This is a genomic window from Streptomyces sp. NPDC048436 (assembly GCF_043200355.1).
Classification (GTDB): domain Bacteria; phylum Actinomycetota; class Actinomycetes; order Streptomycetales; family Streptomycetaceae; genus Streptomyces.
The window spans coordinates 1194137-1215746 of the sequence record NZ_JBICXP010000001.1 but is presented as its reverse complement, the minus strand read 5'-3'; the positions used below and the strand labels follow the sequence as shown (position 1 = coordinate 1215746).

General features: G+C 69.9%; 19 protein-coding genes and 1 tRNA gene. 8 read left to right on the top strand and 12 right to left on the bottom strand.

The annotated features are described in order from the left end of the window. Positions 1-17: 17 nt before the first annotated feature. The gene (locus ACGFX9_RS05480) at positions 18-1460 is read right to left on the bottom strand and encodes a tetratricopeptide repeat protein (protein WP_393464917.1); all 1443 of its coding nucleotides are present in this window, start codon (positions 1458-1460) and stop codon (positions 18-20) included. Between the two features lie 268 nt (positions 1461-1728). Between ACGFX9_RS05480 and ACGFX9_RS05475 the strand changes: the two genes are divergently transcribed. Further along, the gene (locus ACGFX9_RS05475) at positions 1729-2223 is read left to right on the top strand and encodes a hypothetical protein (RefSeq protein ID WP_393464914.1); all 495 of its coding nucleotides are present in this window, start codon (positions 1729-1731) and stop codon (positions 2221-2223) included. A 66-nt stretch (positions 2224-2289) separates the two neighbouring features. Then, complete coding sequence (locus tag ACGFX9_RS05470; protein ID WP_393464912.1) at positions 2290-3150, top strand: spermidine synthase; 861 nt, start codon at positions 2290-2292, stop codon at positions 3148-3150. 32 nt (positions 3151-3182) lie between these two features. Here the strand turns inward: ACGFX9_RS05470 and ACGFX9_RS05465 are convergent, their stop codons facing one another. Beyond that, positions 3183-3710 carry a hypothetical protein gene (locus ACGFX9_RS05465; RefSeq protein WP_393464909.1) on the bottom strand — a complete coding sequence of 176 codons (528 nt, stop codon included), beginning with the start codon at positions 3708-3710 and terminating at the stop codon, positions 3183-3185. Positions 3711-3788: 78 nt separating this feature from the next. On the opposite strand from ACGFX9_RS05465, the gene ACGFX9_RS05460 reads away from it, so the two are divergent. The 3 genes from ACGFX9_RS05460 (at position 3789) to ACGFX9_RS05450 (ending at position 7249) form a co-directional block, all read left to right on the top strand. Beyond that, the gene (locus tag ACGFX9_RS05460) at positions 3789-4478 is read left to right on the top strand and encodes a response regulator transcription factor (protein ID WP_393464906.1); all 690 of its coding nucleotides are present in this window, start codon (positions 3789-3791) and stop codon (positions 4476-4478) included. Then, positions 4475-5863 (top strand): sensor histidine kinase, encoded by a 1389-nt coding sequence (locus ACGFX9_RS05455; RefSeq protein WP_393464903.1) that lies wholly within the window; start codon positions 4475-4477, stop codon positions 5861-5863. Before ACGFX9_RS05460 ends, ACGFX9_RS05455 begins: the two co-directional genes overlap by 4 nt. Positions 5864-6193: 330 nt before the next feature. Further along, positions 6194-7249 (top strand): chitinase, encoded by a 1056-nt coding sequence (locus ACGFX9_RS05450; protein WP_393464900.1) that lies wholly within the window; start codon positions 6194-6196, stop codon positions 7247-7249. An 81-nt stretch (positions 7250-7330) separates the two neighbouring features. Here the strand turns inward: ACGFX9_RS05450 and ACGFX9_RS05445 are convergent, their stop codons facing one another. From ACGFX9_RS05445 to ACGFX9_RS05430, 4 genes are all read right to left on the bottom strand, one after another. Next, complete coding sequence (locus ACGFX9_RS05445; protein ID WP_393464897.1) at positions 7331-8752, bottom strand: GH1 family beta-glucosidase; 1422 nt, start codon at positions 8750-8752, stop codon at positions 7331-7333. A 122-nt stretch (positions 8753-8874) separates the two neighbouring features. After that, on the bottom strand, positions 8875-9774 hold the full coding sequence (locus ACGFX9_RS05440) for a carbohydrate ABC transporter permease (RefSeq protein WP_393464895.1): 900 nt from the start codon (positions 9772-9774) through the stop codon (positions 8875-8877). Beyond that, positions 9771-10775, bottom strand: a complete 1005-nt coding sequence (locus ACGFX9_RS05435) for a carbohydrate ABC transporter permease (protein WP_393464893.1) — start codon at positions 10773-10775, stop codon at positions 9771-9773. The genes ACGFX9_RS05440 and ACGFX9_RS05435 overlap by 4 nt, the downstream gene beginning before the upstream one ends. A 5-nt stretch (positions 10776-10780) precedes the next feature. After that, positions 10781-12094: an ABC transporter substrate-binding protein gene (locus tag ACGFX9_RS05430; RefSeq protein ID WP_393464890.1), complete on the bottom strand. Its 1314-nt coding sequence runs from the start codon at positions 12092-12094 to the stop codon at positions 10781-10783. A gap of 313 nt (positions 12095-12407) precedes the next feature. On the opposite strand from ACGFX9_RS05430, the gene ACGFX9_RS05425 reads away from it, so the two are divergent. Then, positions 12408-13463, top strand: coding sequence for a LacI family DNA-binding transcriptional regulator (locus ACGFX9_RS05425; protein WP_393464888.1), 1056 nt, complete (start codon positions 12408-12410; stop codon positions 13461-13463). A 109-nt stretch (positions 13464-13572) separates the two neighbouring features. Here the strand turns inward: ACGFX9_RS05425 and ACGFX9_RS05420 are convergent. The 4 genes from ACGFX9_RS05420 to ACGFX9_RS05405 form a co-directional block, all read right to left on the bottom strand. Continuing rightward, positions 13573-13645 (bottom strand) — tRNA-His (locus ACGFX9_RS05420). 109 nt (positions 13646-13754) lie between these two features. Beyond that, complete coding sequence (gene orn / locus ACGFX9_RS05415; protein WP_393464885.1) at positions 13755-14357, bottom strand: oligoribonuclease; 603 nt, start codon at positions 14355-14357, stop codon at positions 13755-13757. A gap of 10 nt (positions 14358-14367) precedes the next feature. Continuing rightward, positions 14368-15603, bottom strand: a complete 1236-nt coding sequence (locus tag ACGFX9_RS05410) for a GlxA family transcriptional regulator (RefSeq protein WP_393464882.1) — start codon at positions 15601-15603, stop codon at positions 14368-14370. 441 nt (positions 15604-16044) lie between these two features. Beyond that, positions 16045-16305, bottom strand: coding sequence for a hypothetical protein (locus ACGFX9_RS05405; protein ID WP_393465656.1), 261 nt, complete (start codon positions 16303-16305; stop codon positions 16045-16047). 561 nt (positions 16306-16866) lie between these two features. Between ACGFX9_RS05405 and ACGFX9_RS05400 the strand changes: the two genes are divergently transcribed. Beyond that, positions 16867-17391, top strand: coding sequence for a universal stress protein (locus ACGFX9_RS05400; protein WP_393464879.1), 525 nt, complete (start codon positions 16867-16869; stop codon positions 17389-17391). Between the two features lie 260 nt (positions 17392-17651). Here ACGFX9_RS05400 and glmS read toward each other — a convergent pair whose 3' ends face one another. After that, on the bottom strand, positions 17652-19469 hold the full coding sequence (glmS, locus tag ACGFX9_RS05395; RefSeq protein WP_393464876.1) for a glutamine--fructose-6-phosphate transaminase (isomerizing): 1818 nt from the start codon (positions 19467-19469) through the stop codon (positions 17652-17654). Positions 19470-19479: 10 nt separating this feature from the next. Further along, the gene (locus ACGFX9_RS05390) at positions 19480-19737 is read right to left on the bottom strand and encodes a hypothetical protein (protein WP_160505170.1); all 258 of its coding nucleotides are present in this window, start codon (positions 19735-19737) and stop codon (positions 19480-19482) included. Positions 19738-19981: 244 nt separating this feature from the next. Between ACGFX9_RS05390 and ACGFX9_RS05385 the strand changes: the two genes are divergently transcribed. Beyond that, a complete protein-coding gene (locus ACGFX9_RS05385; RefSeq protein WP_393464873.1) occupies positions 19982-21601 on the top strand; it encodes a beta-N-acetylhexosaminidase in 1620 nt (539 codons plus the stop codon). Positions 21602-21610: the final 9 nt, after the last annotated feature.

Here is a 21610-nt window from a genome sequence, read left to right as displayed (position 1 = left end):
GAGCCGCCAGGTAGCCGTCACACCGCTCGTGGCAGTGAGGCGTGCCGCTCCAGGAAGCCGCAGACTCCCGAGGCGCGGCGGTGCGGCAGCAGCACGCGGGCCGTCGTCGCGAGCATCGACTGGATGCGCGAGGACTGCACCTCGTCGAGGAGCGAGAGGACCCGCAGCCCCGCCGTCGCCGCCTCGTCGGGGCGTCCCGCGCGGGCGAGGTCGTCGGCGAGCTCCGCGGTGTAGAGGGCGATGTTCCGGGTGAACTGCGGGGTCTGCGCCGAGGCCACGCCGACCGCGCGCCGGGCGTGCCGGGCCGCCCGCTGCCAGTCGCCGAGCGCCGACCAGCACTGTGCCTCAAGGCCCTCCAGCTCGGCCCGGCCGTAGAAGCTCATCCACTCCGGGTCGGCGTCCGATGGGCCACGGTCGAAGAGGGCGTGCGCGCGGGTCAGCGACTGTTCGCAGCCCGCCCGGTCGCCGAGCCCCGCCCAGCCCCCGGCCTCGCGCAGCGCCAGCAGCGAGAGCAGCCGGGGCGACGAGAGATGCCGGGCGGCCCGCGTCGCCGCCTGCGCCGCCCGCATCGCCTCCCGGGGGCGCCCGGCGTCGCGCGCCAGGAACGCCGTATTGCAGAAGGCGTGCGCCTCCAGGCCGAGATCGCCGGCCATCCGGGCTGTCGCGAGGGCCTCCGCGTAGTGCGAGCGGGCGTCGTCGAAGCGGCCCGAGTCATGCGCCAACCAGCCCACGGAGATGGCGAGTTCACCGGCGCTCGCCTGCAGCCGGTCCGTCGTGGACTGGCGGGTGGTGCCCGCGTCGAGCAGGGCGTAGGCGGTCCGCAGCGGGGCTGCCGCACGGCGGTAGAGGCCGTCGGCGCCGTGCCGGTCGTCGAGCAGCCGGATGTGGCGTACGGCCTGCTCGACCGCGGTCACCTCGGCCTCGCCGGCCCGGCCGCCGCGCTGTGCCGCGGCTTCGGCCGGGGCGTGGGCAAGCCCGAAGGACCCCAAAGAGGCGGCGGCCACGGTGGCCGTGCCGCTCATGAATGCGCGACGCCGCACGTCGCTCTCCTCGTTGCTCTGGATCTCGTACGGGTCGCACTCGTGCAGTGAGGAGCCGGACGGCTCGGACGGGGGAGACTCATACAGCTGGATCGTGGTGTGTGACACGGGCGCTCGGGACTCGGTGCGCGCCCCCCGCCCGCGCACTGCCGAGCGGGGGGCGAAGCCCAGATCCGTCAGCGTCCGGCCGGGGAACATGTGCAGGAAGACCCGCTCGTAGGCGTAGTTGGGACAGCGGATCTCGCCTGCCTCGACGCGCCCGATGTAACGGGCGTCGCAGCTGACGCGCTCGCCGATCTCGCGAGCGGCCCTGCGGACCGCGGCGGCGAACTCACCCGGCGAGCGCTGGCCGCGCAGACGCCGGAAGAGAAGATTCGGTCGTGGAGACGGAGTTGACGATGTCATCGGTGACGACGCCATGGCCTGACCCTCTCGTACGGATCGTGCCGGAGTGTGCCGGATCCTGCGGACCCGACGGTTCTGCCCCTGTTCCGGTGGAGCAAGAAGGTACCCGCTGTGACGAGTCCGCCACACGGAGTTTGGCTACAAACCGGATATCTCACCCATGATCTGCCATGAAGTGCCATCCTTTGCGGCGGAGTTGTGCCGTAGCTGTTGACGCCGTCCCGCGTTGAACCATGCGGAGAGGGAGCGACATGGCTTCCCCTTCTGTGGAGGAGGGGTCCCCTTGTTGGAGATCGGCGTGGAGAACGACGAAGCGCGGGCGTCGCTGACGACGGCACGGCACCTGCCGACCCAGGACCGCAGCGCACCCCCGCCACAGGGCGGCCGGACCACCGAGGTCCCCCAGCCACCCGACTTCTGCGACCTGGTCACGGTCCCGGCCCGCCAGGGCCTGGAGGCGGTGGACATCCTGCGCCGCGGGTCCGGTGACGCAGTCGGCCCCGTCCTGCACGACGGAGGCTGCGACACCCTCGGGTTCCTCGTGCCGCCCGGCACCGCCGACGGCTGGGACCTGCCGGGCAGCGCGTGTACGCAGACCTTCGGCCGCGGCGGCAGATTGCACGCCGAGCAGGAGCCCGTCCCCCCACCGCCCCCGGTCGCGGGAACCGGCTGGCTGCTGCCTCCGGGCGAGGCCGATCCGGTCACGGACCCCGCTGTCCTGCGCGCCGCGCTCGGCATGGCGGCCCGCACGATCGAGGCCGCCGACAACTGCCGTTGAGCTTTTGAAGAAGCGGTTCTCCAAGGTCATCGGGCCGCACCGTCCGCGTACGCCGATAATGGTCCGATGGCAAGGAACAGGCGATCCCGGGAAGAGGCGGAAGCCGTCGTCGAGAACGTGGACGGTGGGCTCGCCGAGCTGATGCCGGACCGGGACAGGCCGCGCGCGTGGACGCTGCTCGTGGACGGCGCCCCGCAGTCCCATGTCGACCTCGACGACCCGGCGTATCTCGACTTCGAGTACCAGCGCAGGATCGGCCATGTCGCCGACCTCGTCGCCCCGGCAGGAAAGCCGGTCCAGGCCCTGCACCTCGGCGGCGGCGCCTTCACCCTCGCCCGCTACATAGCCGCGACCCGGCCCCGCTCCACCCAGCAGGTCATCGAGCGCGACACGGCGCTCGTCCAACTCGTACGCCGCGAACTGCCGTTCGACCCGCAGGCGCGGGTGCGGGTGCGCGGCACCGACGCCCGCGAAGGGCTCGCGAAGATCGCGGACGGCTGGGCTGACCTCGTCATCGCCGATGTCTTCAGCGGCGCCCGCACCCCCGCGCACCTCACCAGCACGGAGTTCCTCGCCGACGTACGCAGGGTCCTGAAGCCCGGCGGTCTCTACGCGGCGAACCTCGCCGACGGGCCGCCGCTCGCGCATCTGCGCGGCCAGCTCGCCACCGCCGCCACGGTCTTCCCGGAGCTCGCCCTCATCGCCGACCCCGCCGTGCTGCGCGGCAAGCGCTTCGGCAACGCGGTGCTCGTCGCCTCCGGTCTGCCGCTGCCGATCGCCGAGCTGACCCGGCGCAGCGCCGGGGACTCGCATCCGGCGCGGGTCGAGCACGGGCGGGCGCTCATCGACTTCAGCGGGGGAGCGGCGGCCGTCACGGACGCGAGCGCGGTGGCTTCGCCTGCTCCGCCGCGGTCGGTGTTCCGCTGAACCGGCGGGCGGATTCGTTTTGAACCGGCCGGTCAGTAGTCGCTGATCTCGACCGATGGGGCGTGGTCGTGCCAGGTGCAGAACACCGCGATGTTCTTGGAACCCGACGTGAATTCCACCCGGATCCAGGTGTCCTGCTTCCACACCTGCACCGACCAGCCGGCCGCCGGGGTCGCCGAGACCAGCGTCGCGGAGTCCTTGCCGAGGTCGAAGACGACGCGGCCTCCGTCGGAGGAGTAGCTCTTCACGTTCGCGGGGGAGGGGGCGGGCTTGGAAGAGGTGCTCGGCTTGGCGGTGCTCGACTTGGACGGCTTGCTCTCGGGGGTCTTCGAGGGCTTCTGCGACGTCGAGGGCTTTCGCGTCGGCGTCGGCGTCGGGTCCGGGCGGTGCGTGGAGGACGAGAGCGGCTCGGACCGGTCGCCGTCGGCGGCCAGCGGGACGGCACGCGGCGGGTCGTACGCGGTGCCCGCCATGACCGTGTGGACACCCCACCAGGAGAGCGTGACTGCCGCGCCCGTGGCCAGCGACCAAGCTATTGCGTGTATGAGTCCTCTGCGCATCGCGAGCCATACTGCACCACCATCGCCGCCCCTGTCCCAGGAGGACCGGGGTCACTCGTATGGCGTACGGTGCCGCCCATGGCAAGTGTGCTCGTCGTCGAGGATGACCAGTTCGTACGCTCCGCACTCATCCGGCATCTGACCGAGGCAACGCACACCGTGCGCAGCGTCGGCACGGCCCTCGAGGCGCTGCGCGAGGTGGCCCATTTCCGTTTTGACGTGGTGATCCTGGACCTCGGTCTGCCCGACCTGGACGGTTCCGAGGCGCTGAAGATGCTGCGCGGCATCACCGACGTACCGGTGATCATCGCCACCGCGCGTGACGACGAGACCGAGATCGTCAGGCTCCTGAACGACGGCGCCGACGACTACCTGACCAAGCCGTTCTCCGTCGAACACCTGTCGGCCCGCATGGCCGCCGTACTGCGCCGCTCGCGCGTGAGCGCCGGGGAGGCGCCGCCGAGCCGCGAGATCCGGGTCGGCGGGCTCGCCATCGACCCGCTGCGGCGCCAGGCCGAGCTGGACGGGGCGCGGCTCGATCTGACCCGGCGCGAGTTCGACCTGCTGGCGTTCCTCGCGGGGCGGCCCGGTGTCGTCGTACCGCGCAAGGAGCTGCTCGCCGAGGTGTGGCAGCAGAGTTACGGCGACGACCAGACCATCGACGTACATCTGTCGTGGCTGCGCAGGAAGCTGGGCGAAACGGCCGCACGGCCGCGCTATCTGCACACGCTGCGGGGTGTCGGCGTCAAGCTGGAGCCACCGCTGTGAGGTGGGCACTCGTCAAGGTGTGCCTTGCCGTCACGACGATGGTCGTGGTGGCCTTCGCGGTACCGCTCGGCCTCGTCATCCAGGAGATGGCGCGGGACCGGGCCTTCTCGAACGCCGAGCGGCACGCGGCCGGCATGGGCCCCACCCTCTCCATCACCACCGACCGCGATCAGCTGACGCGGGCCGTCGCCACCTCCGAGGCGGGCGGCGAGGGGCGGATGGCCGTGTACGTACCGGCCGTCGACGAGGCGCCCGCCCTGGACATCGGCGACGGGCGTGCGGACGCGGCGGCCGTGGAGACGACACGCAAGGAGGGCCGGGCGCGGACCACGACGGTCGAGGGCGGCTTCGCGCTGCTCCAGCCGATGGCGCTCAGCTCCGGCAAGATCGCCGTGGTCGAGATCTTCGTGCCCGAGGGCGCGGTCAGCAACGGCGTCACCACGGCGTGGCTGGTGCTCGCGGGGGTCGGCATCGCCCTCATCATCGGCTCGGTGGCGGTCGCGGACCGTCTCGGCGTACGGATGGTGCAGCCCGCCAAGCGGCTGGTGGGCGCGGCGCGGTCCCTCGGGGAGGGGACGCTGGGGGCGAGGGTCCCGGAGGAGGGCCCTACGGAGCTGCGGCTCGCCGCGGTGGCGTTCAACTCCATGGCCGACCAGGTGGTGCAACTCCTGGCCAACGAGCGGGAGTTGGCGGCAGACCTGTCACACCGCCTGCGTACCCCGCTGACGGTGCTCCGGCTCAACGCGGCCTCGCTGGGGGACGGTCCGGCGGCCGAGCAGACCCGCGTCGCGGTGGAGAAGCTGGAGCGCGAGGTCGACACGATCATCCGCACCGCCCGGGACGCCAAACCGCGGACCGTCACGGTCGGGCCAGGCGCGGGCTGCGACGCATCCGAGGTGATCCAGGAGCGGATGGCCTTCTGGTCGGCGCTCGCGGAGGACGAGGGGCGTGAAGTGCGCGTCGCCGGGGTGGAGCGGCCGGTGTGGATACCGGTGGCACGCCCCGAACTCGTCGCCTCCCTCGATGCGTTGCTCGGCAACGTCTTCCGGCACACGCGGGAGGGCGCGGCGTTCGCGGTGGACGTGCACAGTGGCGAGGACGCGGTGATCGTCCTGGTCTCGGACGCGGGGGCGGGGATCGCCGACCCCGAGGCCGCGTTGGCGCGGGGCGGGGGGTCGGGGGCGGATGGGTCCACTGGCCTGGGGCTCGACATCGTGCGGCAGCTCGCGGAGTCCACCGGTGGCGATGTCCGCATCGGGCGGTCCGTGCTCGGCGGGACCGAGGTCCGCATCTGGATCCAGCTGGACGGACGGCGGCCGGTGGTGGGCGGCCGCGGGCACGGGGGTTCTGTACGCCGCCGTAAGCGCGCCCCGAGCGTGCGCTAGGCCTTGCCGGCCGGGGGTGCGGTGGGGCGCGGCTGCAGTCGGCGCCGCCGCCACTTCGCGGCGGATCTTTCCCGCCGACCCGCCCGATTACCCCGCGGCTGCCGGGCAATCGGGCGGGCGGGCGGGAAAGATCCGCGCGGAGCGCGGGAAAGCGCCACTGCCCGAGCCCGGGAGGAGCAGATCCGCACCCACCATTAACCGCCCCCGATCGCTCCCTTAAGCCCGCCCTAAGATCCAGACCCCAGGTCCGGTTCGCCCCATAAGTCGCGCTTCCCGAAGCTAACGTGCTGCACGCACCCCAACCCCCCGCACAGCTAAGGCAGGCACGCGATGAGCAGTACGCATCGGCGCACGGTGAGCAGCAAGTCCAAGGTCATAGGCGGGCTCGTGGCCGCAGGCCTCGTCGGCGGCGGCGCCTTCCTCTTCTCCGGGACGGCGCTCGCGACCAAGGCCCCCGCCGAGACCCCCTCCGAGGCCTCCGCGAAGACGGCGGCAGCGGCCAAGTTCGCCCCGTTCGTGGACACTTCGCTCGCCCCCGCGTATGACCTCGTCGACACCGCCGACAAGACCGGCGTCAAGGAGTTCACCCTCGCCTTCGTCACCTCCGGCGGCGGCTGCGAGCCCCTGTGGGGAGGCGTCACCGGCCTCGACGACGACAAGGTCGCCTCGCAGATCGGCGCCCTGCGGGCCAAGGGCGGCGACGTACGCGTGTCCTTCGGCGGGCAGGCGGGCTCCGAGCTCGGCCTCAAGTGCGGCAGCGCCGACGAGTTGGCCAAGGCGTACGGCAAGGTCATCGACAAGTACAAGCTGACCAAGGTCGACTTCGACATCGAGGGCGCCGCCCTTCCGGAGACCGCCGCCAACACCCGCCGCGCGCAGGCCATCACGCAGCTGCAGAAGGAACACGAGGGCCTGGACGTCTCGTTCACGCTGCCCGTCATGCCCGAAGGGCTGACCCAGCCGGGCGTCGATCTCGTCGCCGACGCCAAGAAGAACGGCGTGAAGGTCTCCGCGGTCAACATCATGGCGATGGACTACGGGCCCTCCTACAGCGGTGACATGGGCCAGTACGCCATCGACGCCGCCACCGCCACGCAGAAGCAGATCAAGGGCGCCCTCGGCCTGTCCGACGCCGAGGCGTGGAAGGCCGTCGCGGTCACCCCGATGATCGGCGTCAACGACGTCACCACCGAGGTCTTCAAGGTCGACGACGCCACGGAGCTGGTGAAGTTCGCCGAGGAGAAGGGGCTCGGCTGGCTTGCGATGTGGTCCTCGACCCGCGACAAGGCTTGCGAGGGCGGCGCCAACAACGGTGCGCAGCCCACCTGTTCCTCCATCGAGCAGGAGCCGCTCGCCTTCACGAAGGCGTTCGCCGCCTACAAGTAGCCACACGCCATCACGTACCACCCCCCACGGCGCCTCGACCGGCATCCCCCCCCACCCGGTCGGGGCGCCCACCTCCATGGGTCAGCTCATGACGTCCTCCCGCGGCAGCTCACCGGCGGCCGCGACCGCCGCGTACCAGTGGGCGCTGGACTTCGGGGTGCGGGCCTGCGTCTCGTAGTCGACGTACACCGCGCCGAAGCGCTTGCCGTAGCCGTAGGACCATTCGAAGTTGTCCATGAGCGACCAGAGGTAGTAGCCGCGGACGTCCGCGCCGTCCGTGATGGCCCGGCGCACGGCGGCCAGGTGGCCGTGGAGGTAGGCGATGCGCTCCGGGTCGTGGACGCGGCCTTCCGGGTCGGGCTTGTCGTCGTAGGCCGCGCCGTTCTCGGTGATGTACAGCGGAAGCCCCGGAGCCTCCCGGGTGTAGCGCATGATCAGGTCGTGCAGCCCCGTCGGGTCGATGGTCCAGCCCATCTCGGTGCGCTCGCCCGGCGTCTGGTGGAAGGCCACGTCGTCGGCCCCGGGCCACGGGGAGTGCGCGCTGGCGCCGTGCCCGTCGGCCCGCGCGTCACCCGCGGCGTTCTGCTCGGCCGAAACCAGCGCCGGTGTGTAGTAGTTGAGGCCGAGCGCGTCCAGCGGCTGGTGGATGGCGGTCAGATCGCCGTCGTGCACGAAGGACCAGTCGGTGACCCGCGCCGTGTCGGTGAGCAGGTCCGCCGGATAGGCGCCGTGCAGCATCGGGCCGTGGAAGACGCCGTTGGCGAGGTTGTCGATGCGGCGGCGGGCGTCCATGTCCTCGGGGTGGTCCGAAACGGCTCTGACCACCGAGGAGTTGAGGCTCACCGCCACCTGGGCGCGGGCCGGCAGGGCGCCGCGCAGCGCCTGTGTGGCAAGGCCGTGCGCGAGGTTGAGGTGGTGCGCGGCCTGCAGCGCCGCCGCCGGGTCGGTGCGGCCCGGGGCGTGCACCCCGGAGCCGTACCCCAGGAAGGCGCTGCACCACGGCTCGTTGAGCGTGATCCACGACTCGACCCGGTCGCCGAGGGCCTCGGCGACAAAACCGGCGTACTCGGCGAACCGGTACGCGGTGTCCCGCACCGGCCAGCCGCCCGCGTCCTCCAGCTCCTGCGGCAAATCCCAGTGGTAGAGCGTCAGGGCGGGCTTGATGCCCTTGTCGAGCAGCTCGTCGACGAGCCGCCGGTAGAAGTCGAGGCCGCGCTGGACGGCGGGGCCGCGTCCGGTGGGCTGCACCCGCGACCAGGAGACGGAGAACCGGTAGGCACTGAGACCGAGGTCCGCCATGAGCGCCACGTCGTCGCGGTAGCGGTGGTAGTGCTCGACGGCGACGTCACCGGTGTCGCCGTCGGCGGTCCTGCCCGGCGTATGGCTGAAGGTGTCCCAGATGGAGGGGGTGCGGCCGTCCTCGCGTACGGCGCCCTCGATCTGGTACGCGGAAGTGGCGGCGCCCCAGAGGAAACCGTCAGGGAAGGTGATCGACTCAGGCATGGAAGCGCTCCCATGGGAGGGGGAAAGGACAAGGAAAGAGGGGGTGGGCAGGTGGGCGGGTGGCCAGGGCCGAGGCGGCGGCGGCTCGGCCCTGGCGGGCAGGACGGGCGGGGCGGAGGGACTCAGCCCTTGACCGCGCCCTGCATGATGCCGCTCACGATCTGCTTGCCGAACAGGACGAACGCCAGGAGCAGCGGCAGGGTGCCGAGCAGCGCGCCCGCCATGATCACCGCCCGGTCCGGGATATACCCCGTACCAAGGGAGTTGAGCGCCACCTGCACGGTGGGATTCGACTGGTTCAGCGCGATGATCGGCCAGAGGAAGTCGTTCCAGGCCATCACGAACGTCAGAAGGCCGAGGACCGCCATCGCGGGCCGCGCCGCCGGGAACACCACGTGCCAGATGATGCGCATGCTGCTCGCGCCGTCCATCCGCGCCGCCTCGATGAGCTCGGTCGGCAGCGCCTGCAGTAGGTACTGCCGCATGAAGAACACCCCGAAGGCGCTCACGAACGTCGGCAGGATCACCGCCTGGAGCTGGTTGGTCCACTGCAGGTCGGCGATCCACAGATACAGCGGTACGACACTCAGCTGCGGCGGCACCATCATCGTGCCGATCGTCAGCAGGAGCAGCAGCCCGCTGAACTTGAACTTCAGCTTGGCGAAGGCGAATCCGGCGATCGTGGAGAACAGGACGGTGCCGATGGTGATGCTGCCCGCCACGATCGTGGTGTTGAGCATCGCGTCGCCGAGACTGGCCTCGGTCCAGGCCCGTTCGAGGTTCTTGAAGAGGTTCCCGCCGAACCACAGGGGCGGCGGGGTCTGCGCGAGCCGCCCGCTGTTGCGCGAGGCCGCGATCGCCGTCCAGATCAGCGGCGCCAGCGAGACGGCCGTGAACAGCGTGAGCACGAGGTAGGTCACGGGCCCCGCGTGCATCGTGCGGCCGGCCTTCAGGCCCAGGGTGCGGCCGGCCTTCGGGCCCGTGGTGACGGCAGGCTTCAGGCCCAGGGTGCGGGACTTCATTGGGCCTTCCTCAGACGTCGGGCGATCAGCAGATTGATCGCGGCGATGAGCAGCAGGACCACCAGCATCAGCCAGGCCACGGCGGACGCCCTGCCCAGATGGCCGTTGATCCAGCCCTGGTCGTACAGATAGAGCCCCAGTGTCTGGAACTGGTGGTCGGCGCCGCCCTTGGACCCGGCGGTGCCGCCGAACAGCAGCGGCTCACCGAACAGCTGGGTCGCCCCGATGGTGGAGACGACGACCGTGAACAGGATCGTCGGCCGCAGCATCGGGATGGTCACGTGCCGGAACTGCTGCCAGCGCGAGGCGCCGTCCAGCGAGGCCGACTCGTACAGGTCGTGCGGCACGGCCTGCATCGCCGCCAGGTAGATCAGCGCGTTGTAGCCGGTCCACCGCCAGATGACGATCGACGACACCGCGAACTGCGAACCCCAGGAGGACTCACGCCAGTTGACGGGATCGATGCCGACGGACCCGATGATCCAGTTGACCATGCCGCCGTCCCACGCGAACAGCAGCGTGAAGACCAGTGACGCGCTTGCCACCGAGGTGGCGTACGGAGCGAGCATCGCCACCCGCCACAGGGTGGAGCCCCGCAGCTTGTAGTTGAGCAGATGGGCTATGCCGAGCGCGATGGCGAGCTGGGGAATGGTGGAGATGATGCCGATGGTGAAGGTGTTGCCGAGCGCGTTCCAGAAGTAGTCGCTCTGCAGCAGGTTGGTGTAGTTCTCCAGGCCCAGCCAGGTGCTGTCGTCGAGGTTGGTCAGCTCCAGGCGGTGCAGCGAGGCCCAGCCGGTGTAGAGCAGCGGGAACAGGCCGAAGGCCCCGAAGAAGAGGAAGAACGGCGCGACGAAGACATACGGCGACGCCTTGATGTCCCAGCGGTACAGGCGACTGCGCCACGAGGACCTGGGGGAGTCCTTACGACTCCCGGACGCGGCCGGGGCCGCGTCCCCCTCTTCGGGGGACGCGGTCTCGGCGTACTCAGCGGTCTCGGACATGCGCGTCACTGTCCCAGAACATCCTTGATCTCCTTCTGAGCGGCCTCCCAGCCCTCGGCAGGAGACTTGCCCTGCTGCTCCACCTGGAGCACACCGATGTCGGTGATGGACTGGCCGATCTGGGCGTCCTTGAGGCCGTAGATGACCGAGGGGATGTTCTTGGCGATGTCCGCGTAGATCTTCGTGATGGGCGCGTTGTTGAAGTACGCCTTGGTCGCGGGCGACGGCTTCAGCGTGTCGTACGCCGACGGGGTGGAGGGGAAGCTGGCCTGCTTGGCGAAGACCTTCGAGAGCTGCTCGGGCTGCGTCAGCCAGACGGCGAGCTCGGTCGCCTCCTTCTTGTGCTTGCCCGCGCTCGGCACGCCGAGGAACGTTCCGCCCCAGTTGCCTTCCTTGGGCGCCTTGGCCATGTCCCACTGACCCTTGCCGCTCGCGCCCGTCTTCTCCTGGATGTAACCGGCCATCCACGCGGGGCAGGCCACGGTGGCGAACTTGGCGTTGGCGAAGCCCTGGTCCCAGGTCGGGTCGAACTGCTTGAGCTTGGCCGACATGTCGCCCTTGGCGACCTTCATCGCCGCGTCCCAGGCGTCCTTGCGGCCCTGGCTCTTCTCGTAGATCTCCTTGCCGCTCTTGTCGTAGTACCGCTCGGTGGCACCGGCGAAGACAGCGTTGTAGACGCTGGAGGCGGAGTCGACGAACTTGGTGCCGTCGGGCGCCTTCTTCATGTACTTCTCGCCGAGCGCGACGTACTTGTCCCAGTCGCCGGACCACGCCTTGGCGAGCTCCTCGCGGTCGGTGGGCAGACCGGCCTTCTTGAAGAGGTCCTTGCGGTAACACAACGCGGTGGGGCCGATGTCGACACCGAGGCCGATGGTCTTGCCGTCGTCGGTCGTGCCCTGGTCCCACTTCCAGTCGAGGTACGTGGACTTGTCCACGCCCTTGGCCTTGCCCAGGTCCTCGAACTTGGCGCCCTGGGTCTGCACGACCTCGGTGATGTTGCTGACCTCGATGGCCGCCACGTCGTTGACGCCGGCGCCGGACTGGAGCTGGGTCAGGAGCTTGGGGTAGTAGGCGTCATTACGCTCGATGACGTTTTCTTTGATCTTGATGTTCGGGTGCGACTTCTCGTACTCCTTGTAGAGCCCGGCTTGCTTCAGGCCCAGTACGCCGAACGTGCCGACGTTGAGCGTGACCTTGCCGTCGCCGCCCTCGGAACCGCTGTCGTCGTCACTCGAACAACCGGCCAGCAGGCTCGTTGCCAGCGTGGCCACGGCCGCGAGGGCCACCAGCCGACGTGGTCGGCGGGAACTCGTGCGCATTGCGTCCTCCAATTGCCTGACGTGCCGACCCCCCGGCCAACTGCACTACTTGCCCCGTTGGTTGACTCTTCGGCTCGGGCGGGGAACGTGCGGGATGTGTACGTGTCAGGTAGTGTGGGAGCGCTCCCACAGGTGATGAGTTGAAGAGTCGTGGCTCGGAGCGGGGGTGTCAAGGGACCGGACATAGAGTTATGTGTTCAGTTATCGGGCTGTTACGGGGGCGGTCGCCGTCCGGCCGATCCGACCGGCGATGATCAGGCTGTTACATTCCTCTACATTCCTCGCCCGGGGGAAGTGCGACGGGAGGCGGACAATGCCAGCTCACGGACCGCGCGGCCGCAGTGGCGGACGACCGACCCTGGAAGAGGTCGCCGCGAGGGCGGGAGTGGGACGCGGCACGGTCTCCCGCGTCATCAACGGCTCACCGCGGGTGAGCGAGACGACCCGCACGGCCGTCGAGGCCGCCGTCGCCGAGCTCGGTTACGTCCCGAACACGGCGGCCCGCGCCCTGGCCGCCAACCGCACCGACGCCATCGCCCTGGTCGTGCCGGAACCCGAGACCCGCTTCTTCGCCGAGCCGTACTTCTCCGACGTCCTGCGCGGGGTCGGCGCGGAGCTCGGCGAGACCGAGATGCAGCTGCTGCTGATCTTCGCGGGCAACGACCGCAGACGTCAGCGCCTGGCCCAGTACCTCGCGGCCCACCGCGTCGACGGGGTGCTCCTGGTCTCGGTGCACGCCGACGACCCGCTGCCGGACCTCCTCGCCCAGCTGGAGATCCCCGCCGTGATCAGCGGCCGGCGCTCCGCCGAGGAGGCACTGCCCTCGGTGGACTCCGACAACTTCGCCGGCGCCCACTCGGCGGTGGAGCACCTCCTGTCGCGCGGCCGCACCCGTATAGCCACCATCACCGGCCGCCTCGACGTCTACGGCGCCCAGCGCCGCCTCGACGGCTACCGCGCGGCGCTGTCGGACGCGGGCCGGGGCGTGGACGAGCGCCTGATCGTCCCCGGTGACTTCACCGAGGAGGGCGGCCGGCGGGCGATGACGGAGCTCCTGGCGTCCTTCCCCGACGTGGACGCGGTGTTCGCGGGCTCCGACGTGATGGCGGCGGGCGCCCGCCAGGTGCTGCGGGAGGCGGGGCGCCGCATACCCGACGACGTGGCGCTCGTCGGCTTCGACGACTCGGCGATCGCCCGGCACATGGACCCGCCCCTCACCAGCGTCCGGCAGCCGATCGAGGAGATGGGCCGGGCGATGATCGATCTGCTGCTGGCCGAGATCGCGGACGACCGCCCGGCGAGCGCCCGCCGCCTCGACCGCCGCCAACTGGTGCTCCCCACGGAACTGGTGGAGCGGGCGTCGTCCTGAGAGGGCGGGCGGGCCGCCGACGCGGGAGAGAAGGGTGTGCGCCGGGCGGCCGGGGCGGCGACCAACGAAAGAAGGGCCCCGGTTCCTGAGAACCGGGGCCCTTCATCAGGGTGAGTGACGGGACTTGAACCCGCGGCCACCTGGACCACAACCAGGTGCTCTACCAACTGAGCTACACCCACCATGTCCGGTCGTTTTCGTTCTTCCGACCGGCCGAGAAAAAGTGTACAGGGTCCGAAGGGGTGCTCGCGCACGCGTTTTCCGGACCCCGTACAGGGGGCTGCGCGCGGGCTACTCCGTGGGCAGCACGTACTTGGCCGCGATCGTTTTCGCGGTGTCGGAGTCCGGGCCCGGCTGCGGCACGAAGACCGCCTCCCGGTAGTAGCGCAGCTCCGCGATGGATTCGCGGATGTCGGCCAGCGCACGGTGGTTGCCGTTCTTGTCCGGGCTGTTGAAGTACGCCCGGGGGTACCAGCGCCGGGCCAGCTCCTTGATCGAGGAGACGTCGACGATGCGGTAGTGGAGGAACTCCTCCAGCGTCCCCATGTCGCGCAGCAGGAAGCCGCGGTCGGTGCCGACCGAGTTCCCGCAGAGCGGAGCCTTGCGCGGCTCCTTGACGTGCTCACGTACGTACGCCAGGACCTGCTCCTCGGCGGCCGCCAGCGTGGTTCCGCCGGCCAGCTCGTCGAGGAGCCCCGAGGCGGTGTGCATTTTGCGCACCACCTCGGGCATGGTCTCCAGCGCCGCGTCCGGCGGGCGGATCACGATGTCCACACCTTCGCCGAGCACGTTCAGTTCCGAGTCGGTGACCAGTGCGGCCACCTCGATAAGTGCGTCGTCCGTCAACGAGAGCCCGGTCATCTCGCAGTCGATCCACACCATGCGATCGTTCATGCGTCTTACCCTACGGCGCACTCCTCTGGCCGGGCAGAGGCGGACGACCTGGAGCGTACAGATCCGAGCTCGGCTTGCCCGGATCCGCGGACAGCGAGGCCGAGGGACCAAGGGCGCTCGCGGCCGCCGTACGCCGCGTCTGCGACGGAACTGGACCGTTCTCCGTGCTCATCGCCGGTGCGGCCTGGACGGGCGGTGCGGATTCCAGCATGGCCCGCTCACCCCCCTGCGGCCTGCGGGCGCGGTAAGCGGCCCGGTAGGCGGCGGGCGAGGAGCCCAGCTGGCGCCGGAAGTGGCCGCGCAGGGCCACCGGCGAGCGGAAGCCGCAGCGGCCCGCGACCTCGTCGACGGAGTAGTCGGAGGTCTCGAGCAGCCGCTGTGCCTGCAGGACGCGCTGAGTGATCAGCCACTGCAGGGGAGCGCTCCCGGTGAGCGAGCGGAACCTGCGGTCGAAGGTCCGCCTGCTCATGTAGGCGCGCGCGGCCAGCGTCTCCACGTCGAACTGCTCGTGGAGATGTTCCAGGGCCCAGGCGACGACCTCGGCGAGCGGGTCGGCACCGATCTCCTCAGGTAAAGACCTGTCCAGATAGCGCTCCTGGCCGCCGGCCCTGCGCGGAGGCACGACGAGCCTGCGCGCGAGCGCGCCCGCCGCTTCGTTGCCGTGATCCGTGCGCACGATGTGCAGGCACAGATCGATTCCGGCCGCGGTCCCCGCGCTCGTCAGCACATCCCCGTCATCGACGAAGAGCTCACGCGGGTCCACGTGGACGGACGGATATCGCTTGGCCAGCGTCGGTGCGTACATCCAGTGCGTGGTCGCCGGACGGCCGTCCAGCAGACCGGCCGCGGCGAGCACGAAGGCACCGGTGCACAGACCCACGATGCGAGCGCCCTCTTCGTGCGCGCGGCGCAGCGCGTCGAGCGCCTCCGGCGGTGGCGGCGATGTGATCGACCGCCAGGCCGGCACGACGACGGTGCCCGCGCGCCCTATCGCTTCCAGGCCATGCGGCGCGGTGAGTTCGAGCCCTCCGGTCGTCCGCAGCGGGCCCTCTTCACCGGCGCATACCAGCAGCCGATATCGGGGCACCCCGGCGTCCTGCCGGTCGATCCCGAACACGGAGAGCGGTATGGAACTCTCGAAAATGGGGCCGCCGCTGAACAGCAGCACCGCGACAATCTCCCTGCGGCGGCGCCCGGAGAGTTTCCGAGACGCGGCTTCCTGCACGGCAGTGGAGTCGTGGCTCATGGTGCTAAGCCCCCCTCGGTCGTCGCGGCTCCCTGGTCTTGACCTGCTCTGTGGTCTCTACGCGGTCTGCGTTCTCGGCGTTCTCGGCGTTCCCGTCGGACCTGTCGCTCCTGCACGTTTCCCCTCGGTCCTCCACCAGTCCCCCGCCGTAATACAGTCATGATCGAATCTACTGCGTCCTGTGCCGCCGGGGTGACCAGTTAAGGACCCGGCATTATGTCGACATGGCAACTTGGCGTGAAGCAGTCGATCACGAAGCGTTGCACTCACGGGCGTTGCTGGGAAGTGCGCCTCAGCTCGGTGGCCGGTCCCCGTAGGGTGCGAGCGCCTTCTTCCTCCCTTTCAGCCCTGGTGGGAGGGGGGTTGGGCACCCCTTCGGCCAAGGAATGCATGGCCATAGGAAGTTGGCTGAAAAGCTACGGGGGAGTACGCGTGAATCGGTCAGTCCTCCGGCGCGGACCCACCAGCATGCCGACCGCTCCTGTGCGCCCCCGAGCCCGCCCTCCCGTGCCGCCCGCGACGCTCCTGGCCCTGCTCCTCGATCAGCCGCGCCGCCCCCCGCTCGGACTGCCGGAGAAGCAGCCGGCAGACCCCCGTCACGGCCACCAGGCCGAGGGCCGATCCGGCGGCTCCCGCCAGTGAGGTCCCGTACCCGACGAGGACGACGGGAACCAGGACGCAGCTGAACGCGGCCCAGCGCACGACATCGCTCGCGGAGTCCTGTGAAGGGGTGGGTGGCGTCTCCTCGGCGCGTGGCGTCGGGACACCGCCGCGCGGGCGCTCGCGCGCCCCCTCCGGCGGGCGCCGGCGGCGCTGCGTCGTGACTGGTGAGGACGCGGGCGACGGTCCTGGCACGGCGGGCTCCCTGTGGCGGTGGCGTACCGCAGTTCAACGCGTGGTCGGGCGGCCGGTCACTGGCGTGAAAGCGGGGCCACGCGAGTGGGTGCCCAAACCGCCTGTACGGGGCAGCAACCATTGCCATACGGGCGCGGCTCATGCATGCTCCGGTGAACGCCGTGAGGCTCCCGCAGGGCCTGTCGAAGGCTCTGGGCAGGAGAGGAGTGTCGCCGTACCCTTAGGGGTATGGGGTTGGGAAGATGATTCCCGGACACAGCTCCGGTGGTCGTCGCCACTCTTCCCCGCCCGACCCCACCGCTGTCCGTTGTGCCCGTTCCGTCCGTCCTGTCCGTCCCGCTCCATACTGCGCCGTACGACCCGAACAAAGCCGACCCTCCCACAGAGGACTCCTTCGCCGAGACACCCATGGCCGGTCACGAATTCTCCGAACCCGCGGACCGCAAGCGGCAGGTCGCCGATCCCACAGCGACCCCCCAGGCGGCGGAAGAAACACGTCACTCCTGCGATCCGGCCTTCCGGCACGGGGTCGTCGTCGGCTTCGACGGCTCGACCTCCAGTGAGCGCGCGCTCTCGTACGCGATCGGGATGGCCCATCGCTCCGGCTCAGGCCTGATCATCGTGCATGTCGCCAACCGGCTCCCCACCACGGTGTGGGCGGGCTGCGAACCGCCGGTCTTCGTCGACGTGCCGGATCACCGCACGGAAGTGCTCGGACTCGAACTGGCCTGTGCGGACTATCTGGCCGAGGTGCCGTGGATCCTGGTCGAGCGCGGCGGCGACATCTGCCACGAACTCGAAGAGGTCGGCCGCGAGTACTCCGCGGACGCGATCGTCGTCGGATCGACGCACGGCATCGTGGGGCGCATCTTCGGCTCCGTCGCGGGCCGGCTCGCGCGCCGTGCGCAACGCCCCGTCATCGTCATTCCCTGACTGCCCGTCGTCCCAGGTGGGATGAGGGTGATGTGGGGTCAACTTCCTTGTGGTGTAGATAAATCTACTCGTGCGTAGAGGTGCTGAGTGCCCTTGTGAAGGGTACGTACAGGTGGCACGACAACCTGCCGACCGGGGAGTGACGGCTACCGGCCGAGGCAGGCGCGGGTCAGGGGAATGGGCGCCCCTGATCCTTGAGGAACGGCCCCTCGCGCGCCCGGTGGCACGCGCGAGGGGCCGTTCACTGCCGTGGTGCGGGACTACTCGACCGTGACCGACTTCGCGAGGTTGCGCGGCTTGTCGATGTCGCGGCCCAGGGCCAGCGCCGTGTGGTAGGCGAGGAGCTGGAGCGGGATGCCCATCAGGATCGGGTCCAGCTCGTTCTCGTTCTTCGGGACGAGGATCGTCTGGTCGGCCTTCTCCTGCTCCTGGTGCGCGACCGCGAGGATCTTGCCGCTGCGGGCCTTGATCTCCTCAAGGGCGGCGCGGTTTTTCTCCAGGAGGTCGTCGTCCGGGACGATCGCGACCGTGGGGAGCGCGGGCTCGATCAGCGCGAGGGGGCCGTGCTTCAGCTCGGACGCGGGGTAGGCCTCGGCGTGGATGTACGAGACCTCCTTGAGCTTCAGGGAGGCCTCGCGGGCCACGGGGTAGCCGCGTACGCGTCCGATGAAGAGCATCGAACGGGCGTCCGCGTACTCCTTGGCGATCTTCTTGATCTCGTCCTCCTGCTTGAGGATCTCCGAGATCTGTCCCGGCAGCTTGCGCAGGCCCTCGATGATCCGCTTGCCGTCGGAGACCGACAGGTCGCGGATGCGGCCCAGGTGCAGGGCGAGCAGGCCGAAGGCGACGGTGGTGTTGGTGAAGCACTTGGTGGAGACCACGCAGACCTCCGGGCCCGCGTGGACGTACACGCCCGCGTCGGCCTCACGCGCGATCGCGGAACCGACGACGTTCACGACGCCCAGGACGCGGGCGCCCTTGCGCTTCAGCTCCTGCACGGCCGCGAGCACGTCGTACGTCTCACCGGACTGGGAGACCGCGATGTACAGGGTGTCGGGGTCCACGACCGCGTTGCGGTAGCGGAACTCGGACGCCGGCTCCGCGTCGGCGGGGATGCGGGCCAGCTCCTCGATCATCTGGGCGCCGATCATGCCCGCGTGGTACGAGGTGCCGCAGCCGAGGATCTTGACGCGGCGCACCTTGCGGGCGTCGTGCGCGTCGAGGTTCAGGCCGCCGAGGTGCACGGTGGAGAAGCGGTCGTCGATGCGGCCGCGCAGGACGCGGTCCACGGCGTCGGGCTGCTCGAAGATCTCCTTGTGCATGTACGTGTCGTGGCCGCCCATGTCGTACGACTCCGCCTCCCACTCCACGGTGGTCGGCGAGGCGGTCGTACGGGAGCCCTCGGTCGTGTACGTGCGGTAGTCGTCGGCCTTGATGGTGGCCATCTCGCCGTCGTCGAGGGTGACGACCTGGCGGGTGTGCGAGACGAGCGCGGCGACGTCCGAGGCGACGAACATCTCCTTCTCGCCGATGCCGAGGACGACGGGGGAGCCGTTGCGGGCGACGACGATGCGGTCGTTGAAGTCGGCGTGCAGGACGGCGATGCCGTACGTGCCCTCGACGTGGCGCAGGGCCTCGCGGACCTTCTCCTCCAGCTTGTCCGCCTGGGAGCGGGCGATGAGGTGGGTGAGGACCTCGGTGTCCGTCTCGGAGAGGAACTCGACGCCGTCGGCGGTGAGCTTGGCGCGCAGCTCGGATGCGTTGTCGATGATGCCGTTGTGGACGACGGCGACCTTGTTGTCGCCCGACATGTGCGGGTGGGCGTTCTCGTCGGACGGGGCGCCGTGGGTGGCCCAGCGGGTGTGGGCGATGCCGGTGGTGCCCTTGAAGCGGGCGGGCACCTTGGCCTCCAGGTCGCGGACGCGGCCCTTCGCCTTGACCATCTTCAGGCCGGAGGTCTTGGGGCTGGTGATGACGACGCCCGCGGAGTCGTAGCCGCGGTACTCCAGGCGCTGGAGGCCTTCGAGGAGGAGGGGGGCCACGTCACGCTTGCCGATATAACCGACGATTCCACACATAGAGGGTTTCCTAGCCGTAGATGAGGCGGCGCAGTTGCCGGAGGGTGAGCTCGGGCGGCGCTACCGCGCGGTACTGGAGATCCGCCGAGATCTGTTCGAAGATCGCCGCGTTCAGCAGGCCCTGACCTTGCAGTTCGCGGTGGCGGCGACGGACGAATTCCTCGGTCGTCTCGTCGAAGTAGGCGAGCACGTCCTGGATGACCCGCAGAGCTTCGCCCCGCTGGAGCGGGGTGCTGCGGGTGAGGTGGTCCACCAGGTCGTCGTGCATTCGTTGATCCTGGAGGAATAGCCCTCCGGGTGCAACAATCCTGCCCGGAATCGGGCAGGGGCGCGTCGAAAACGAGCCCCGGGGTAATCAGGGGGTCCTTGAGGATTCTTCCACCGGCGGGCCGCCGAAGTGGTCTACACCCTTGACCCGGCACGGGGTGCAAGGTACGCATGGTGACCATTCGATTGCGATGCACCACAGTGAGGCGCCACCCGTGACGTAGCCCCGTCGAAGGGACCCGCTCGTGAGACAGCACCACAGATCGACCCGCCTGTTCGGCTCGCTGCTGCTCGTCGCGGCGGCCGGATTCTCGTCCGTCGCCGCGGCGCCGGGCGGCAGCGGCGGCCAGGAAGCGGCCACGGCCGCCACCCCGATCCCGCTCGGCCAGGTCATCCCGGCCCCGGCGTCCGCCGCCCCGGGCGGATCCCCGTACGAGATCAACTCCAAGACCCGCATCCGGGTCGACGACTCGCGTGACGCGCGGCGGATCGGCGGCTATCTGGCGGGCGTCCTGCGCCCCTCCACCGGCTACTCCCTGAAGGTCACCGACGACGGGGGCCGCGACGGCATCCGGCTGCGGCTCAGCTCCAAGGACAAGTCCCTGGGGAACGAGGGCTACCGCCTGGAGTCCAGGGGGGGCTCCGTCACCATCACGGCCCGCAAGGCCGCCGGGCTCTTCTACGGCGTCCAGACGCTGCGGCAGCAACTGCCCGCCGCCGCCGAGAAGAACAGCGAACAGCGCGGCCCCTGGCTCGTCGCGGGCGGCACCATCGAGGACAAGCCGCGCTACGAACACCGCGGCGCGATGCTCGACGTATCGCGGCACTTCTTCTCGGTGGACAAGGTCAAGCGCTACATCGACCAGATGTCGCTCTACAAGGTCAACAAACTGCACCTGCACCTGAGCGACGACCAGGGCTGGCGCATCGCCGTCGACTCCTGGCCCAGGCTCACGACGTACGGCGGCTCCACGCAGGTCGGCGGCGGCAAGGGCGGCTATTACACCAAGGCCCAGTACAAGGACATCGTCCAGTACGCGACCTCGCGTCAGCTGGAGGTCATCCCCGAGATCGACATGCCGGGCCACACGAACGCCGCGCTCGCCTCGTACGCCGAACTGAACTGCGACGGCGTCGCGCCCCCGCTCTACACCGGCACCGAGGTCGGCTTCAGCTCGCTGTGCGTCAAGAAGGGCGTGACGTACGACTTCGTGGACGACGTCATCCGGGAGATCGCCGCGATGACGCCCGGCAAGTACATCCACATCGGCGGCGACGAGGCGCACTCCACCAGCCACGAGGACTATGTGGCGTTCATGAACAAGGTGCAGCCCGTGGTCGCCAAGTACGGCAAGACCGCGATCGGCTGGCACCAGCTGACCGGCGCCACGCCCGCCAAGGGCGCCCTCGCGCAGTACTGGGGCTATGACGCCACCGGAGCCGCCGAGCGCGAGCAGGTCGTGAACGCGGCGAAGAACGGCACCAAGCTGATCCTCTCGCCCGCCGACCGGGCCTACCTCGACATGAAGTACGACAAAAACACCCCGCTGGGCCTCGCCTGGGCGGGCTACGTCTCGACCCAGCGCAGCTACGACTGGGACCCGGGGACGTATCTGAAGGGCGCGCCCGCGGAGTCGATCCAGGGTGTCGAGGCGCCGCTGTGGTCGGAGACGATCTCGACGTCGGCGCACATCGAGTACATGGCGTTCCCGCGCCTGCCCGGCATCGCCGAGCTCGGCTGGTCGCCCGCGTCGACGCACGACTGGAACGCGTACAAGGTGCGGCTCGCCCAGCAGGGGCCGCGCTGGGACGCGCTGGGCATCGGGTACTACAAGGCGCCCGACGTGCCCTGGCCGGGCAAGTAGGCGTTACAC